Genomic DNA, 16,265 nt, shown 5'->3' on the forward strand with positions numbered 1-16,265 from the left:
TCGTGTCAGGGCGTGATTTCTGCAATCGCTATCTCGGGATACTCACGTTTATCCCTGAACATGACGTAGAGCGGGTCCAGCCCTGAATTGCTCGGGAAAACGACGACATAGTCATCGAACTGAACCGTTTCAATATCGTCGATCACATCGAGTACTGGCACAGGTGCCGACAAGAGAAATCCCAGCTTGCTCGCGGTAGCAGGTACCAAGCCGGCGGGGGTATCTGATACGCCCGGCGAAACCCATCTAACGGCCACCGGTACTGCTGAGTCTGTGGAGAAGCAAAAGGCATTCAGACGATCATCCCAAATAGCCTCGCGCACCGGCACTTTCGTTCCATTGGTCGGCCTCAGGGCTATCTGTAATAGCGTCTGTATCTGTTTTAATCCGCGAGACAGGGTGCCGGGTGGAACGGAGTCACTACCGCTGTTCATTCTGAAGCGCATGTCGATCCCGGCTTGAGACTTCGCCAGACCTTGCCAGTCCTGCCCTTCCATAGGGTGAAGTTCGGCCAAGGGTACACTCAACCCATACATCTCGGTTTCGGCACGACTGACAAACTCAAATCGCAGGATCGCTGCATATACACCTGTATGAGTCTCGGCTTCATTCGTGAGCTGCCACGTGAACTCCGCCATCGCCGAACGTATGGATTTTTGCAGAGCCACCCAATGGGTTTCCAGAGGCTGCGACAAGGCACCGTTAAGCAAAATGCTGGGGCGCACCTTGGCAAAGGCGAGGCAGGCAACAAGCAGACCGGGCGCCTGGGTCGGGCCAACCCCCTCTTTATGGCGCTGACGGACAAGTTGAGCCTGTGCAAGGACCAGCAATGCTTCAGCCTGAACTTGCAAGCGCAGCAGACGCTGGTTGATCGCGATCAAATGCCCTGCGTACCGCTCATGGGTGGCGCTGATCTGTTGCGCGATACTTTGCCACTGTGCCTGCTCTGAGCGAGCATCAGTCATATCGCGCAGGGCGGCGCTCTTGGTGAACTCGACGCTCGATTTCCAGTATCCATACTGGTGCGCAGCCTTACGCGCCTCGTACTCGGCCACTTCCAGCGCTCGGAGACTCGCCTCGCGCTCGATGGTTTTCACTTCATCGACCTGCTGGTCATGCAGGTGCTTGATTCGTTGTTCAAGTAGGCCGAGAGCGGTTTCGATCACTTGTTCGGATGCCGCCAGTTCCGTGACGATTCTTTGAACGCCAGCCAGGCTGAGGAGCGCTCGTTGCTGCGCCATCTGCGCGGGATTCAGCGGGACGTACGGCATGGGCGCGCTCACGAGTGCACTCTGCCCCTTGAACGCAGGGACGCCATGTTGTTGCCACCATTCCTTGACGTGACCGACGACCCCTTCGGGGGAATTCGGGTTGTACTCATCTTTTGAGTAAAACAGCAGGTCAGCACCCTCAGGATGACCAACGATACGGTCAAAGTGATTGATCAGTTGATCATGACCTCGCTTGCGCATATCAACGGCCCAAATCCTGTTTACCAAGGTTTGAAATTCCGGTTCGGTGTAATCCTTGAGTGCTGCTTTAAGTTCCATCCTTGGTTTTCCTTGTGTCTATGACACTTAACAACTGTCGGGCAATGGCATCTGCTCATGGATTATGAGCAGATGATTTCTACGCATTCAGGGATTGCTTCACTCTGGTTTAAAGCCGGGTTTGTTGTTGAGTGCGCGCCATTCTTTGACTTCTTTCAAGATGGCTTCGGGGCTGTCTTCCCGGCCTTCTTTTGGGTAGAAGATGACGTCTGAGCGGTCTGGGTGTTCGGTGACCATTTCAAAATGATCAACGAGCTTATCCAAATACACTTCCAGCGCTCGTCCTTTCAAACCACTTGTCTGGTGGAAAAGCTCCCTCAAAAACAACAAAAACTCTGCCTCTGTGTAGTCCGTTAGCCTCTCTTTAAAAATCATGAGCATTTCTCCCTTTGTGTAGTTGAATATGGCGTTTAGGCGTCATCACGGAAAGGTTGTCCATACCGTAGACATCCCCCCCTTTTGAAACTTCAACGTCATGATGCAGCTCAAAAGCTTTACGCCCCCCAACCTGATCCGCAGTAACAGCAGAGAAAGGAGCGGAACCATTTCGCATTCTGCCTAAGTTGCCTCCACTAAACTGCAGGCTCAATTCAGCGTCTGCCGCAACAGCCTTCCAAAACGCCCGCCTGAACCCATGAAAATTACTGAATGCCTTTCCCCTCAATTGATCCGCAATTCGGGACGGGATTGGCGCACCCACTCCCCTCGCGTCCCCCCCAAGCCAGACCGCTGAGGCATCAGCCCCCAAACCTGTTGCAACCCCCGGATCATCCCGCCGATCAAGAAACAGAACATCCGACGAAGGCAGTTCCATATCCGCCGGATACCCAGGGATATTGGCACCGATCAGCCCTTCGTCAACAGCCGGAAACGTCTCGTTTTGGGGTAGGACCGGGATGGTTGGAGTGCCGGGATAAACCACCGGAACAGTCGGTATGAAGGGTGAAGTTGTAGGACCGAGGCTTTCGGCGCCTGGCGGCACGAGCGGTGTCCATGTGCCAACACCTACAGGTCGAATTGGCCAGGGTAGAACCGCAGGCGTGATACCCAGCCGCCCTTGGGTGCTTTGCGGCGTGGTAATGCTGATTGTGTCTAGGTTGAAGGGGTTTTCACCAAGCTCAACGAGCTCCTGGTATCGCAGTTCGAATTCACGCCGTTCACCGACCCAGGTGCTTTTCGGCGCGTAGGGCGCGAAGCCTTGTTCGATACGCTTTTTATTCACCTCATCAAATTCGGCGACCAGCGCCGGCGACTCGCCAACCGTTCGCCACAGCGCTTCATCAAAAGCCCCGAACGTGTTGAATTCACGGCCTCGGAACTGGTCGCCTATCTGTACCGGAATAGCCGCCCCGTTCGCCCGGCCAGTGGTTTTCCACCAGTCAGCACCGGCCGGCTCGCCGATACCGGTGACGACACCAGACCCCATGACGGGTAAGCCGAATGTGAAGTAAGTCGGCGCAAGGCCCGGCACGCAGACAATGCAATCCTGAATGCGTAAATCGACACCTTCCGGGATGCCCTGAACCTGCGGCGTAATCACCGCCAACCCGGCATGATGGGTCGTAGCAGCCAGAGCGGGCACGTCAGGCGTAAATTGCAGGTACCTGATGGGTGATCCGGGGATTTCTGCGCTATAGATTCCCGTCAGCGGATCGAGTACCGCGTTGACGACCGGAACATGGGCGTCAATCTCGCCTCCTGTGCTCACGGCAATGATCGCGGTGCCCTCCAGCACCGTTTCTGCCTTGAACCGATAGGCTACTTCAACCGACCCGCCCGCCTCTGCGATCGATTGCAACGCACGATTGTCAGAAAGACCCAGTGCTTGCGCCGGCACACCAACCGAATGAAACAGGCGCCTGCGTTGCTCGGGAGTTAATTCGCCATTACCCAACGTCGGCGAGTAGACCATTGCGGTGATAAACACCGGGCCTGTCCTGACTGCAATGCGGGCAAAGTCGACAAGGTGCCTGCCTGCGACCCTGAATGCGGCTTCAATTCCCGCTGCTACGTCTGGAGCAACGAGCACACCTGCGCGGGTCAAAAACATTCCACCAGCGGCGGTTGCCGCCGCAGGCACAGTCAGCGTGTTGGCCAGCCTGCCCCGTTCAACCCGCCGGTCTTCATCGGACCGTTGCTTGAACCGCACTCGCGCGTCACGCTGCTCGGCGTACTGCCGATTTCGCTCCCACAGGGCTTCCCGTTCACGCCAGACAACGGTCTGCTCGGCATGATGTCTGGCCAACGCATGGGATTTGTCCGTAAGCGTGTTTATTTGCGCTGACAGAAGCCGGGCTTCGTGGGCTGCGTTGTAGGCGTTTTCCCAGATTTGGTGCCCTTCATTCAGGGCTGGGCCAAACTCCCCCAGTCGTGCCAGGTAATCGCTGGAAGTGCGTGTGGTTGGATCGTGTCCATCGAAGGAACGGGCAATTGCATTCTTTGCATTGAGTTCTGCAGTCTTACGGGCGATGAGCCCGTCGATTTGGCTTTTTTCCCTGGTAATGGTGTAAAGCTGCCATCGCTCGCTTTGGTCGATGTCGGGTGGTCGCCGCGCACCAGAGATTTCATGCTCAAGGACTTGCGCGAGTTGTGCAGCCTTGGCCGAAAAGCTGCGGTCAACGTCGACTCTGATGGCGTCATGGCGCTGCGCCAAAGCACCAAGAAACTGATTCAGGGCATGGATGCGCGCCTGTTCTTGAGCCTGCGCTGCGGCGGCCTGTGCCTGTGCCGCCTCTGCTTGAGCTTGAGCTTGGGCTTGGCCGTCAGCATCAACGCGCTCTTTTTCCTGCGCCTGACGATGAGCTTCCAGGGCTCGCTTACGCGCCTTACGCTTTTTCTTGCTGGTGCTACCGAACCCGCCTGAAACCCCGCCGCCACCAAATCCCCCACCAGAGCCTCCACCACTTGACGCTGGTGGCCCCGACCTGATGACGACACTCCCTGACGATCCATCGTTATGTATTTGCTGTGCCATACAGTCACTCCTTGTCTGTAGGGCACAGCTTGTCGATGGCACCGTGGTTGGGTGCGGTACATAGTTATGGCGCTGGATTTATTTCGAATGCGATCTCAGCTGTCGGCAGCTCCCGGGATGCGGCTGCGTGAAGATGGGTGGTGTTTTTTTTGCGACGCTGTCGATTCAGGATTCGGTCATTCGACTAGACACTGAATCCCCCACCTCCACCGGAGATAACACCATGCGATTCATGATCATCATCAAAGCCAGCCAGGATTCCGAAGCCGGGGTGATGCCCACCGAAGAACTGCTGACCGCCATGGGCAACTACAACGAAGAACTGGTCAAAGCCGGCATCATGCTAGAAGGCGAAGGCCTGCACCCCAGCAGCAAAGGTGCGCGTGTACGTTTTTCGGGTGAGAAACGCACCGTCGTCGACGGCCCGTTCGCCGAAACCAAGGAGCTGATCGCTGGCTACTGGATCTGGCAGGTGAAGTCGAAACAGGAAGCCATCGACTGGGTCAAGCGATGCCCGAACCCGATGCCGGGCACCGACGCCGAGATCGAGATTCGCCAGATATTCGAGGCCGAGGATTTTGGTGCCGAGTTCACCCCGGAGCTGCGCGAGCAGGAAGAGCGGATTCGTGCGGAGGCGAAAAAACGCTGAGCATCACTCACTGTAGGAGCGAGCAAGCTCGCTCCCACAGGATTACCGGCTCGACCAAGGAACAGGTTTGCCAGATAACCCCATGATTCGTATTAACTTTTTAGTACAACAAAATCAGCAGATTTTGCACACAATCCGAAAGAAAAAACTCCTTGGATTGGCTAAGTTGTGGTTAGCTGCTAGCTTCTGAACTTTCCTACAGGCTTGATCGGAAAGAGATTACGCAGCAACGGCCGGAAAGTGCCGAGTAGACCAATGAGCCACCAGGGAACCGGGGAATCATGTTAGCCACTATGGAAAAAAACGCTGTGTTGCTGATGGCGGCATGGTTTGCGCCTGTCGTTTGTGCGTTCGCCGATAACGCCGACGTGGCTAACAAAAGTAACAACCCGTTGAGTCTGGCCCCTGGCGCCAACCTTCAGGATTACTACACCCCCAAGCTTTACGACACCGACGTCCACACCAACGATGCCTTGCTGCGCGGCACCTTGCCGATGGCACCGAATGACTTTATCGGCGTGCCGCAATTGCTCCGCGCCACCCTGCCGATCAGCACCCGCCCCGACCCGCACAGCGGCTACAGCACCGGCATCGGTGACCTGAACCTGTTCGACATCTTCATCCTCAAGACCGACGGCGTGCAGCTGGGCATCGGCCCGCAAATCACCGCGCCAACCGCTGAACAGGATGAATTGGGCACCGGCAAGTGGCAGGCAGGCCTGGCGGCCGTGGCCATCGACTCCTCACCTCGTGGCCTGCTGGGCGCACTGGTGCAATACCAGAGTTCCTTCGCCGGCGACCACGACCGCGCCCATGTCGAAACCGCAACCATGCAGCCCTTTCTCATGCACAACCTGGAAAAGGGCTGGTACCTGCGTTCGACCGGTACCTGGACGTTCGACCTGAAAAACAACACCCATTACATCCCGATCGGTTTCGGTGGCGGCAAGGTGTGGAAAACCGGGACTAATATTCTTAACGCATTCATCGAGCCGCAGTGGACAGTTGAACGCAAAGGCGACGGCTTGCCGCAGTTCACTCTGTTCGCCGGGATCAACGTTACGTTCGGTAAATAAGGACTACTTATGCACGGTGCAATTCGCGCAGCCGGTTTCAGCCTGATGACCATGTTCGTCAGCTGCGGCGTTGGCGCCCAGAATCTCTTCACCGCCACGCCTGAAGAAGCCCGTGGCATCGCCAAGGAAGCCTATCTGTACGGCTTCCCGGTGGTAGAGATGTACAAGACCCTCTACACCCAGGCCATCGACAAGAAGAGCCCGAACTTCAAGGCACCGCTGAACCAGATCGGCAACACCGCCAAGGCATTCACCGCCAAAGACACCGCCTTCGTCACGCCCAACGCCGACACGCCCTATTCGTTTGTCTGGATGGACCTGCGCGCCGAACCCATAGTGCTGACCCTGCCGCCTATCGAGGAACACCGTTATTACTCGGTGCAATTGATTGACGCGTACACGCAGAACTTTGCCTACCTGGGCACCCGCAGCACCGGCAACAACGGCGGCCATTTCATGATCGCCGGGCCGAACTGGCAAGGTCAGCAACCGGTGGAAATGGACCGGTTGGTGCGCAGCGAAAGCAACATCGCCTACGCGCTGTATCGCACACAGTTGTTCGATGAAAAGGACCTGGCCAAGGTCAAGCAGATCCAGAAAGGCTACAAGGTCGAAACCCTGAGCCACTACGTCAAACAGAAGGCACCGCCGGCAGCAGCAAAGATTGACTGGCCAAAACCGCTGCCGACCATGAGCGACACCCCGGACCTGTTCCGATATCTGAACTTCATGCTGTCGTTCGCCCCGGCGCAGGACGCGGAAAAAGACCTGCTCGCGCGCTTTGCCAAGATCGGCATTCAAGCCGGCAAGCCATTCAATCTGCATGACCTCAGCGCTGAACAGCGCCAGGCGCTGGAAGACGGCATCAGCGACGCCAAAGCCGAGTTCGCCCAGTTCAAGAAGGACAAGGTCGACACTCACCAGGTCACCAGCGGCGACTTCTTCGGCACCCGTGATCACCTTAACGGCAACTACCTGTACCGCTACGCCGGCGCCAACATGGGGATCTTCGGCAACTCGGCCGAAGAAGCGGAGTACATCGGCTACTTCGTCGACAAGGACGGCCAGCCGGTCGATGCCTCGAAGCACGATTACACCCTGCACTTCGACAAGGGCGCCCTGCCCCCGGCCGATGCCTTCTGGTCGCTGACGATGTACGACGGCAAGAACAAGTTGCTGGTGGCCAACCCGCTGAATCGCTACCTGATCAACTCACGGATGCTGCCCGATCTCACGCTCGACGCCGACGGCGGCCTGACCCTGTACGTGCAAAACAAAGCCCCGGCCAAAGCATTGCAAAACAACTGGCTGCCAGCGCCGAAAGGCCCGTTCTACGGAATCTTGCGCTTGTACCTGCCAAAACCGGAAGTCACCAGCGGTCAGTGGCAAATGCCGCTGCTGACGCCGGTCAATTCACAACAAAAACAGTAAGCGGAGTCAGTCATGGTCAGGCCTTTTGTAGTACGTCCTTTACTGGCGCTGTGCGTCATTGGCGCAAGCCCGTTGACGCTGGCAGCCGAGGGCGGTGTCGGGCGGCCGATTACCGGGCAACAGGTATTTTCCAACGCCGGGATCGTCCCGCCGGAGGCCGGCTGGGTCATGTCCCTGACCAGCATTTGGTACGACGGCACCCTCAAGGGTAACTCTCAGGTGCCGATTGTCGGTGCCTTGAGTACCGGGCTGGACATGAAAGTGTCCTACACCATGGCCAACTTCACTCATATCTGGGACACCGGCAAGGGTCGCTGGAACTACGCCTCGGCCATCGGCGTGCCAGTGCAATACACCGACGTCACCGCCAGTGTCACCGGCCCCCGTGGCAGAACCCTGGGCAACGAGGACACCGGGACCCAGTTCGCCGACATGCTGGTGACGCCGATTGCGGCGGGTTACCACATCGACGAGGTCAACCATATTTCGTTGTCCCTGCCGATCTATGTGCCGACCGGTGCCTACAACGATGACCGTCTGGCCAACCCTGGCCAGAACAATTACACCTTCATGCCCACCGTCGCCTTCACCCACCTGGACGGCAAGGGTGGCGAATTCACCCTGTCCAGCGCGCTGGAGTTCTACACCGAGAATGACGCCACCGATTACCGCAACGGCAACATTTTCACCCTCGATGCGCTGTGGACCCACGGTTTCGGCAACGGTTGGAATGCTGGTATCGCCGCAGGCTACATCCAGCAGGTGACTGATGACTCGGGAAGTGGCGCTACCAGCGGCTTTCGCGGCCGCTCGGTCGGTGCTGGCCCGGCCGTTGGCTGGGCTGGCAAGTTCAACGATGCCCAGGCCAGCGTCAGCGCCCGTTGGGTACCGGAGTTCGATACCAAAAACCGGCCTGAAGGCAATGGCATCAGCGTCAACCTGACATTAGCGTTTTTCTAAGGAGTGACCAGGGATGGCCACCGATTCCAGACTCATTCCCGTCATTCCAACATTCATGTTCTGAATCAAGGATCCGTCATGACTGCACTCAACGACCTCAACGCCCTGCAAGCCAGCATCGCCGAAAGCGTCCTGGGCCAGGATCAGGTGATCGGGCAGATTCTGCTTGGACTGTTGGCCAACGGGCATTTGCTGCTGGAGAGCTTGCCAGGACTGGCCAAGACCCGCACGGTCAAGGCGCTGGCCAAACACCTGGACGCGAAGATGAGCCGCATCCAGTTCACCCCTGACCTGCTGCCGTCGGACATCACCGGCGCCGAGGTCTTGCACCAGGTCGACGGCAAGAACGAGATCCAGTTCCAGCCCGGCCCGTTGTTCGGCAACCTGATCCTGGCGGACGAAATCAACCGTGCCCCGGCCAAGGTCCAGGCCGCATTGCTGGAAGCCATGGAAGAGCGGCAAATTACCGTGGCAGGCAACAGCCATGTGCTGCCGGAACTGTTCATCGTGGTCGCCACGCAGAACCCGATTGAACAGGAAGGTACCTATCCCCTGCCCGAAGCGCAGATGGACCGGTTCCTGATGAAAGTCCTGCTCGACTACCCGAGTGCAGAAAACGAGAGCCAGGTGTTGCGCCTGCTGCGTGAGGAAGAATTTGCGCTGGGTGCCAAAACGGCACAGGTCCAGGGCTTCTCACTGTCTCAGGAAGTGATCTTCGCCGCGCGCCGTGAAGTCAGCGCGGTTCACGTGTCCCCGGCCATCGACCGCTACCTGATCGACCTGATCAATGCCACTCGCCACCCGGCCGATTACGACGCCGATCTGGGCCGCTGGATCGCCATCGGCGCCAGCCCTCGCGGCGGCATCGGTCTGGACCGTTGCGCCCGCGCCGATGCCTGGTTGCAGGGGCAGGATTTCGTTTCGCCGGATAACGTGCGCGCCGTGGTTCATCCGGTGCTGCGTCATCGATTGCAACTGAGTTACGACGCGGTGGCTGACGGCGTGACGGCGGATCAAGTGCTTGATCGTCTGCTCGACAAGGTTGCGATTCCGGCCTGAGGTAGAACATGAAAAGCACCGACGGCCTGGTCTATGTTTCGCTCGCGCAACTGATGGCGCTGGAGTTCAAGGCCCGTGACTTGAGTTTTCTGGCGCGGCAACCGCAAGGCAGCATCCTCGCCGGCAACCATGCTTCGCGGCTGCGCGGGCGTGGGTTGAATTTCGACGAGTTGCGCCGCTACCAGCCGGGAGACGACTTGCGTCACCTCGACTGGCGCGCTTCGCTGCGCACCGGCAAACCGGTGGTGCGCACCTTTACCGAAGAGCGCGATCGCCCGGCACTGATTCTGGTGGACCAGCGCATGTCGATGTTTTTCGGTTCGCAGCGCAGTTTCAAATCGGCCATCGCCGCTGAACTGGGCGCACTGGCGGCGTGGATGACGTTTAACGCCGGTGATCGGGTTGGCGGGCTGGTGTTCAACGATTCACGCATCGACAGCATTGCTCCGCTGCGCAGCCGCAAACGGATCGAAGCGTTGTGCAGCCGGATTGCCGAGCAGAACCAGCAACTGAACGCCGCCAACCCCGACGCGGAAGGCGAAGACCAACTGGACAAGGTGTTACAGCATTGCCTGGCGGTGGCCGGGCATGACCATTTGATCTGCATCGTCAGCGACTTTGCCGGCGCCGGCGAACGCACCTTGCAATTGATGCGGCAATTGGCGACGCACAACGATGTCATCGCCATGCAGGTGTATGACCCTTTGGCGCTGAACCTGCCGAAAAACGGGCGCTTGCTAGTCACTCAAGGCCAGTTGCAGGTGGAACTGGCGGTCGAGCAGCGCAGCGTGCATCAGCCGCTGGGGGATTTCCTCAGTGGGCGGCTCAAGGATGTCGCGACATTGCTGCGTCGCAGCCAGGTGCCGTTGATGATGTTCAGCACCGCGACCGACGCGCAGGAACAACTGCGGGCAGAACTCGGCAGGGGGCGGCGATGAACCCGAACATTCCGAGCATCGATCAACTCAAGGAAATTGCCCTGCCGGCGCCGGTCAGCTATGCGCCGCAGACGTGGGGTTGGTGGGTGTTGCTGGGGTTGCTGGTGGTGGCTGTTGTATTGGTCAGTGCGCGGCGGTATTGGCAGTGGCGACGGGATCGATATCGGCGGGAGGCGTTGGTGCGATTGGCTGAGTTGCAGGCCAGCGACAATCAGCTCAAAGCATTGTGCGAACTCCCCGAACTGCTCAAACGTGTCGCCCTCTCGATGCCCTCCCCTTGGAATAAAAAACCTGTGGGAGCGAGCCTGCTCGCGAAGGCGGCCGATCAGTCGATACCCATGGTGACTGTGAAGACCCCTTCGCGAGCAGGCTCGCTCCCACAGGGGACAGTTGGTGCGCTTGGAGGTGAGGACTGGCAGGCCTTTTTGGTGCAGCACAGTGCATCGCCGCTACCCGCCGACTTCAGCCAGCAACTGGCGCAGTTGGCGTATGCCCCTGATTCAACCCTGCTCGCATTGCCAACCGAGCAACGCGAGCACCTGTTCAACACCTGCAAACTCTGGGTGGAGCATCATCATGTGGCAGCTTGATTACCCCTGGTTGCTGATCCTGCTGCCATTACCGTGGTTCGGCTATCGCTTCCTGCCCGATTACCGCGAGGCCCGCAGCGCCGTGCGCGTGCCGTTTTTCGGTGCCATGAGCCGCGCGATCGGTCAGGCACCGAGTCAGGCCGGCACACGCAATAACCGCTGGCAGCTCGCCTTTAACCTGATGGTCTGGGCGCTGGTGCTGCTGGCCGCCGCGCGCCCGGTGTTCGTCGAAAAACCCATCGAACGCCAGCAACCGGTGCGCGACCTGATGCTCGCCATCGACATCTCCCAATCGATGGAAACCACCGATTTCACCGACGCCAATGGCCAGAAAATCAATCGTCTGGCGGCCGTCAAAGAAGTCGTGCATGGCTTTATCGACAAGCGTAAGGATGATCGCCTGGGGCTGATCGTGTTCGGCAGCGGCGCCTATCCGCAGGCGCCATTGACCCTGGACCACGCCAGCCTGTCGCTGTTGCTCGACGACACCGGCATCGGCATGGCCGGCCCCAACACCGCCATTGGCGATGCGATTGGCCTGAGTCTGAAACTGCTCGACCAAGCCCACGAACAAGAGAAAGTGCTGATCCTGCTGACCGACGGCAATGACACCAGCAGCGCCATCACCCCGGACCACGCCGCAGAAATGGCCGCCGCCAAAGGCGTGGTGATTCACACCATCGGCATCGGCGACCCGACGGCCGAAGGCGAAGCCAAGGTCAACCTGCAAGGTTTGCAACAGATCGCCAAGGCCACCGGTGGCCAGTTCTTCCGCGCCGAGGACCGCACCGCGCTGGATCAGGTCTACAGCACCCTCGACAAGTTGACCCCGCACCAGGTGAAAACCCTCAGCCATCAGCCGAAAAAGGACCTGTTCTGGTGGCCGCTCGGCGCCGCCATCGGGCTGCTGGCGTTGTATCACCTGGGCGCCCTGCTCCGCCCCCACCTGACACTCGCGCGTCAGCGGCAGGAGGCTTGAAATGGAGATCAACCTCAGCGACTTCCACTTCCTGCGTCCGCTCTGGCTGTTGCTCGTGCCATTCGCCGCCTTGCTGCCGCTGCTCTGGCGCCGCAGCCGCGACTGGCAACGACGCTTGCGCAGCAACATTGCCGAGCACTTGCTGCCGCACCTGCTGATCACCCCGCAGGATCAACAACGCTTGCGACCGGTGCATCTGGTCTGCGCCGTGTTGATCCTCGGCGCTGTCGCGGCCGCCGGCCCGACCTGGGAGCAGGATCGCCCGGACTTCCTGGAAAACCGTGCGCCGCTGATCATCGCCCTCGACCTGTCGCCGTCCATGGACGCCAGCGACGTACCGCCGAGTCGACTGGAAGCGGCCAAGCACAAACTGCACGACCTGATCCACCGTCGCGCCGGTGCGCGCAACGCGCTGATCGCCTACGCCGGCAGCGCGCACCTGGTGTTGCCGCCCACCGATGATCCGGCGTTGCTGGAGACGTTCATTCAGGCTCTGAGCACCGACCTGATTGCCAAGCAAGGCAAAAACGTCGGTGCAGTGATAGAGCAAGCCAAACGCCTGCTCGCCGCCGAGAAAACCCCGGGCACGCTGCTGCTGATCACCGACGGCGCCGACACTTCGCAACTCGCCGGGCTCGACAAGCAACTCGACGACAGCACGCTACAAGTGCTGATCCTCGCCGTCGGCAGCGAGGATGGCGGCATCATCCATGACGCCAGCGGCCAGCCGCGCACCGACAGCAACGGTCGCCCGGTGCTCGGCAGTTTTGATCAGGCGGCGCTCAAGCAACTGGCATCCGCCGTGGATGCGCCGCTGGGCAGCCTGACGCTAAACAATGACGATCTCGACTGGGTGGAACTGCACGCCGAGCAGCACTTCCAGAGTGCCAGCGACGAACAGCGCGAACTGCACTGGAAAGACGCCGGTTACTGGCTGTGCTGGCCGTTGCTGCTACTTGCGTTTTTCAGCGTGCGCAAAGGCTGGAGCCTGAACTGGATGGCTGGTTTGTTGCTGACACTGGGCGTTGGTTTCCAGCCGAGCAGTGCCGAGGCCAACGCTCTGACCGACGCCTTCTTCACCCCTGATCAGCAAGGCCGCTGGGCCTTTGAGCACGAGCACTTCCCACAGGCCGCTGCGCGCTTCGTCGATCCATACTGGAAAGGCATCGCCGCCTATAACGCAGCGGACTTCGATCTGGCACTGGCCAGTTTCGCCCGACTGGAAACACCACAGGCGTATTTCTACCTGGGCAACATTTACGTGCGCCGCTTCAAATTTGATCAGGCGATTGCCGCGTACACCCAGGCGTTGAAGTTGCAGCCGCAATTCCCCGAGGCCACGGCCAATCTGGCCTTGGCGATTGCCTTGCAGAAAGACACTGAAAGCGCCGAGCAGAACGCACCCGAGGTCAAGCCGGACGAAATCAAGATGGACAAGGCACCGGGCAAGGGCCAGAGCAAACCGGTGCAAACCGAACAGGCGGCTTCGGATGAGCAGTGGTTGCAGAACTTGAGTACCTCGCCGGCGAAGTTCCTTAAGCAGAAATTCAGTTTGCAGGATCAGGCGGGGGCCAGACCATGAACCGAGTCGTGGCCTTCGCGAGCAGGCTCGCTCCCACAGGGGATCCTCAGCGCACACAAATCAACTGTGGGAGCGAGCCTGCTCGCGAAGGCGTCCGAACAGTCACTATCAAACTAACAGGCCTGCTCCTCTGCCTGCTCACCACCACAGCCCTGGCCACCGAACCCGACCTCCGCGTGCAGACCCACCTGCAACCCAATGACTCAGTCATGGTGGGCGGCATTCTGGAGCTGCAACTCGACATCCTCACCGACAGCTGGTTTACCGACGCGCCAACCCTGCCTGACCTCAAGCTGCCGGGCGCACTGGTCCTGCCACCCGACGGCCACGCCGAGCACATCAATCAGACCCTCGACGGAAAATCGTTCAACGGCATGCGCTACACCTACCGGATCACCCCGAATCTGGCCCAGGGTTTCGACATCCCGCCGCTGACTGTGCAGGCCACGCCAGGCCAGGCCAGTGCCCCGTTGAGCGCGCAAAGCCAGCCACTGCACTTCACCGCTGCGCAACCGCCAGGGTTCAAGCCCGGTGAGCCGGTGTTGGTAGCGCAAGGCTTGCGTCTCACACAGAAAGTCATCCACTCGGCGACGCCGCTGAAAGTGGGCGACAGCATCACCCGTCAGTTGACCTTGCAGGCCGACAACGCCATGGCCATGTCCCTGCCAGCACCAGCGCTCGGCGATATCAGTGGCTTGAGCCGTTACCCGAAAAACCCGCAAATCAGCAATCTGGACGACGGCCGAGGCAACTTCAACGGCGGCCAGCGCATTGACACTGTGACGTACCGCATCGACACCGAAGGCCGTTACAACCTGCCTGCCATCGACCTGACCTGGTGGGACGCCAGCAGCCAGCAAACCCGCACCGCGCAAGTCCCGGCGGTGAGCTTCGAGGCTGCGGCCAACAGCGCTTATAAACCGGTGTTCTCAATCACCGAAGACCTGAAAAAACTCGGTCAACAAAGCCGTGTACACCTTTCCGGACACTGGCTGGCGATCCTGGCGTTGCTGTTGGTGGCGATTTTGGCCGGATGGTTCGCCCGTCCCTTCGTGTATCGCGCGTGCCTCGACGCCAAAGCCCGGCGTCAGGCACGGCACGCGGCATGGCTGGAATCTGCCGACTACGCCTGGCGGCAGATTCCGCGGCAAATCGATGGCAAACCGGCTCAGTTGAGTGCGTTGTACCTGTGGCTCAAGCGCAGCCACCTGGGCCTGAAATTGAGCACGCTCAGCCCTCGACTGCAAGACCTGCTGCGCGCCTGCTACGGCCCTGCGCCAACCGAAGATCAGGCATTGCGGCAACTCAAGGATTCGTTGTCTACGCTGCATAGTCAGGCCCGACAACAGCAGGCCTTGCCCGCCTCGGCATTACGGCCGTTAAACCCTGTTCACCAAAAGGATTTCCCATGACGAACCCGATATCGATCCGCCACCGCTTCGGGCTGACTTTGCTCTTCGCGTTGGCCCTGCCGTTGCTTGCGCAAGCCGCCGAACCCCTGCCCTCGTGGAACGACGGTCCGTCGAAGAAACACATCATCGAGTTCGTCCAGGCCGTCACCGACCAATCCAGCAAAGACTTCGTCAAACCCGAAGACCGCATCGCCGTGTTCGACAATGACGGCACCTTGTGGAGCGAGCAGCCAATGTACTTCGAGTTGCTGTTTGCCCTCGAAGAGGTCAAGCGCACCGCGCCGCAACACCCGGAATGGAAAACCACCCAGCCGTTCAAGGCCGTACTGGAAAACGATCACAAGGCGCTGGCCGCTTCCGGCATGGGCGGCATCCTGAAAATCTTCGGCGCGACCCACACCGGGATGACCACCGAAGCCTTCGATGACTACGCCAAGACCTGGCTGAGCCAGGCCAAACACCCGAAAACCGGCAAGCTGTACACCGAGATGGTGTTCCAGCCGATGCTGGAAATGCTCGACTACTTGCGCGAACAGAACTTCAAAACCTACATCGTCTCTGGCGGTGACACGGCCTTCATGCGCGCCTTTGCCGAGAAGGTCTACGGCATCCCGCCGGAGCAGGTGATCGGCACCACATTTGTCACAGCCTTCCAATACAAGGACGGCAAGACCTCGATCCTGCGCACCCCGAAACTGGCCCACAACGACGACGGCCCAGGCAAACCGGAAAGCATCGACGCGGTCATCGGCAAGCGGCCGATCCTCGCCTTCGGCAACTCCGACGGCGACTTGCAGATGCTGCAATGGACCGCCGCAGGGCCGGGCAAACGATTCATGGGGCTGGTGCATCACACCGATGCCAAACGCGAATGGGCCTACGACCGCAAGTCCGACATCGGACGGCTGGACAAGGCCCTCGACGAAGCAAAAACACGTGACTGGACGGTCGTGGACATGGCCGCCGAATGGCGCCGAATCTATCCCTACGACGCCGCCACTCCCGAGCAAGTGAAGTAAAAAAAGCGTAACGCAGGACCGCAATAAACGTTTGTCGCATTAGGCG

Annotated in this window: 14 protein-coding genes; 11 read left to right on the top strand and 3 right to left on the bottom strand. The window is 59.5% G+C overall.

Annotated features, from left to right (window positions below; translation table 11 throughout):
• Window positions 1-5: 5 nt before the first annotated feature.
• The 3 genes from AC07N8_RS00350 to AC07N8_RS00360 form a co-directional block, all read right to left on the bottom strand.
• Window positions 6-1,550 carry a bacteriocin immunity protein gene (locus tag AC07N8_RS00350; protein ID WP_493144764.1) on the bottom strand — a complete coding sequence of 515 codons (1,545 nt, stop codon included), beginning with the start codon at window positions 1,548-1,550 and terminating at the stop codon, window positions 6-8.
• Between the two features lie 99 nt (window positions 1,551-1,649).
• Window positions 1,650-1,925 (bottom strand): bacteriocin immunity protein, encoded by a 276-nt coding sequence (locus tag AC07N8_RS00355; RefSeq protein WP_493144766.1) that lies wholly within the window; start codon window positions 1,923-1,925, stop codon window positions 1,650-1,652.
• Window positions 1,915-4,524, bottom strand: a complete 2,610-nt coding sequence (locus AC07N8_RS00360) for a pyocin-S2/colicin E7-DNase domain-containing protein (protein ID WP_493144768.1) — start codon at window positions 4,522-4,524, stop codon at window positions 1,915-1,917. Before AC07N8_RS00360 ends, AC07N8_RS00355 begins: the two co-directional genes overlap by 11 nt.
• Window positions 4,525-4,747: 223 nt before the next feature.
• Between AC07N8_RS00360 and AC07N8_RS00365 the strand changes: the two genes are divergently transcribed.
• The 11 genes from AC07N8_RS00365 (at window position 4,748) to AC07N8_RS00415 (ending at window position 16,219) form a co-directional block, all read left to right on the top strand.
• On the top strand, window positions 4,748-5,173 hold the full coding sequence (locus AC07N8_RS00365) for a YciI family protein (RefSeq protein ID WP_493144770.1): 426 nt from the start codon (window positions 4,748-4,750) through the stop codon (window positions 5,171-5,173).
• 293 nt (window positions 5,174-5,466) lie between these two features.
• Window positions 5,467-6,249 (top strand): hypothetical protein, encoded by a 783-nt coding sequence (locus tag AC07N8_RS00370; protein WP_493144857.1) that lies wholly within the window; start codon window positions 5,467-5,469, stop codon window positions 6,247-6,249.
• 9 nt (window positions 6,250-6,258) lie between these two features.
• Window positions 6,259-7,680: a DUF1254 domain-containing protein gene (locus tag AC07N8_RS00375; RefSeq protein ID WP_493144771.1), complete on the top strand. Its 1,422-nt coding sequence runs from the start codon at window positions 6,259-6,261 to the stop codon at window positions 7,678-7,680.
• A gap of 12 nt (window positions 7,681-7,692) precedes the next feature.
• The gene (locus AC07N8_RS00380) at window positions 7,693-8,640 is read left to right on the top strand and encodes a SphA family protein (protein WP_493144773.1); all 948 of its coding nucleotides are present in this window, start codon (window positions 7,693-7,695) and stop codon (window positions 8,638-8,640) included.
• Window positions 8,641-8,718: 78 nt separating this feature from the next.
• Window positions 8,719-9,699 (top strand): AAA family ATPase, encoded by a 981-nt coding sequence (locus AC07N8_RS00385; protein ID WP_493144775.1) that lies wholly within the window; start codon window positions 8,719-8,721, stop codon window positions 9,697-9,699.
• 8 nt (window positions 9,700-9,707) lie between these two features.
• Window positions 9,708-10,637, top strand: a complete 930-nt coding sequence (locus tag AC07N8_RS00390) for a DUF58 domain-containing protein (RefSeq protein WP_493144776.1) — start codon at window positions 9,708-9,710, stop codon at window positions 10,635-10,637.
• Window positions 10,634-11,227, top strand: coding sequence for a DUF4381 domain-containing protein (locus AC07N8_RS00395; protein ID WP_493144777.1), 594 nt, complete (start codon window positions 10,634-10,636; stop codon window positions 11,225-11,227). The genes AC07N8_RS00390 and AC07N8_RS00395 overlap by 4 nt, the downstream gene beginning before the upstream one ends.
• Window positions 11,214-12,206, top strand: a complete 993-nt coding sequence (locus AC07N8_RS00400) for a vWA domain-containing protein (protein ID WP_493144778.1) — start codon at window positions 11,214-11,216, stop codon at window positions 12,204-12,206. Before AC07N8_RS00395 ends, AC07N8_RS00400 begins: the two co-directional genes overlap by 14 nt.
• Window position 12,207: 1 nt before the next feature.
• Window positions 12,208-13,788, top strand: a complete 1,581-nt coding sequence (locus AC07N8_RS00405) for a VWA domain-containing protein (protein ID WP_493144780.1) — start codon at window positions 12,208-12,210, stop codon at window positions 13,786-13,788.
• A complete protein-coding gene (locus AC07N8_RS00410) occupies window positions 13,785-15,200 on the top strand; it encodes a BatD family protein (protein WP_493144781.1) in 1,416 nt (471 codons plus the stop codon). The genes AC07N8_RS00405 and AC07N8_RS00410 overlap by 4 nt, the downstream gene beginning before the upstream one ends.
• Entirely contained in the window at window positions 15,197-16,219 is a 1,023-nt protein-coding gene (locus tag AC07N8_RS00415) for an HAD family hydrolase (protein ID WP_493144783.1), read from the top strand. Before AC07N8_RS00410 ends, AC07N8_RS00415 begins: the two co-directional genes overlap by 4 nt.
• Window positions 16,220-16,265 lie beyond the last annotated feature (46 nt).

This window comes from Pseudomonas sp. GW821-FHT10C09 (genome assembly GCF_059415465.1).

Bases quoted from the DNA above. Each gene is read 5' to 3' on its own strand.
- AC07N8_RS00350 (WP_493144764.1), bottom strand. From the start codon at position 1,550: ATGGAACTTAAAGCAGCACTCAAGGATTACACCGAACCGGAATTTCAA.
- AC07N8_RS00355 (WP_493144766.1), bottom strand. From the start codon at position 1,925: ATGATTTTTAAAGAGAGGCTAACGGACTACACAGAGGCAGAGTTTTTG.
- AC07N8_RS00360 (WP_493144768.1), bottom strand. From the start codon at position 4,524: ATGGCACAGCAAATACATAACGATGGATCGTCAGGGAGTGTCGTCATC.
- AC07N8_RS00365 (WP_493144770.1), top strand. From the start codon at position 4,748: ATGCGATTCATGATCATCATCAAAGCCAGCCAGGATTCCGAAGCCGGG.
- AC07N8_RS00370 (WP_493144857.1), top strand. From the start codon at position 5,467: ATGGAAAAAAACGCTGTGTTGCTGATGGCGGCATGGTTTGCGCCTGTC.
- AC07N8_RS00375 (WP_493144771.1), top strand. From the start codon at position 6,259: ATGCACGGTGCAATTCGCGCAGCCGGTTTCAGCCTGATGACCATGTTC.
- AC07N8_RS00380 (WP_493144773.1), top strand. From the start codon at position 7,693: ATGGTCAGGCCTTTTGTAGTACGTCCTTTACTGGCGCTGTGCGTCATT.
- AC07N8_RS00385 (WP_493144775.1), top strand. From the start codon at position 8,719: ATGACTGCACTCAACGACCTCAACGCCCTGCAAGCCAGCATCGCCGAA.
- AC07N8_RS00390 (WP_493144776.1), top strand. From the start codon at position 9,708: ATGAAAAGCACCGACGGCCTGGTCTATGTTTCGCTCGCGCAACTGATG.
- AC07N8_RS00395 (WP_493144777.1), top strand. From the start codon at position 10,634: ATGAACCCGAACATTCCGAGCATCGATCAACTCAAGGAAATTGCCCTG.
- AC07N8_RS00400 (WP_493144778.1), top strand. From the start codon at position 11,214: ATGTGGCAGCTTGATTACCCCTGGTTGCTGATCCTGCTGCCATTACCG.
- AC07N8_RS00405 (WP_493144780.1), top strand. From the start codon at position 12,208: ATGGAGATCAACCTCAGCGACTTCCACTTCCTGCGTCCGCTCTGGCTG.
- AC07N8_RS00410 (WP_493144781.1), top strand. From the start codon at position 13,785: ATGAACCGAGTCGTGGCCTTCGCGAGCAGGCTCGCTCCCACAGGGGAT.
- AC07N8_RS00415 (WP_493144783.1), top strand. From the start codon at position 15,197: ATGACGAACCCGATATCGATCCGCCACCGCTTCGGGCTGACTTTGCTC.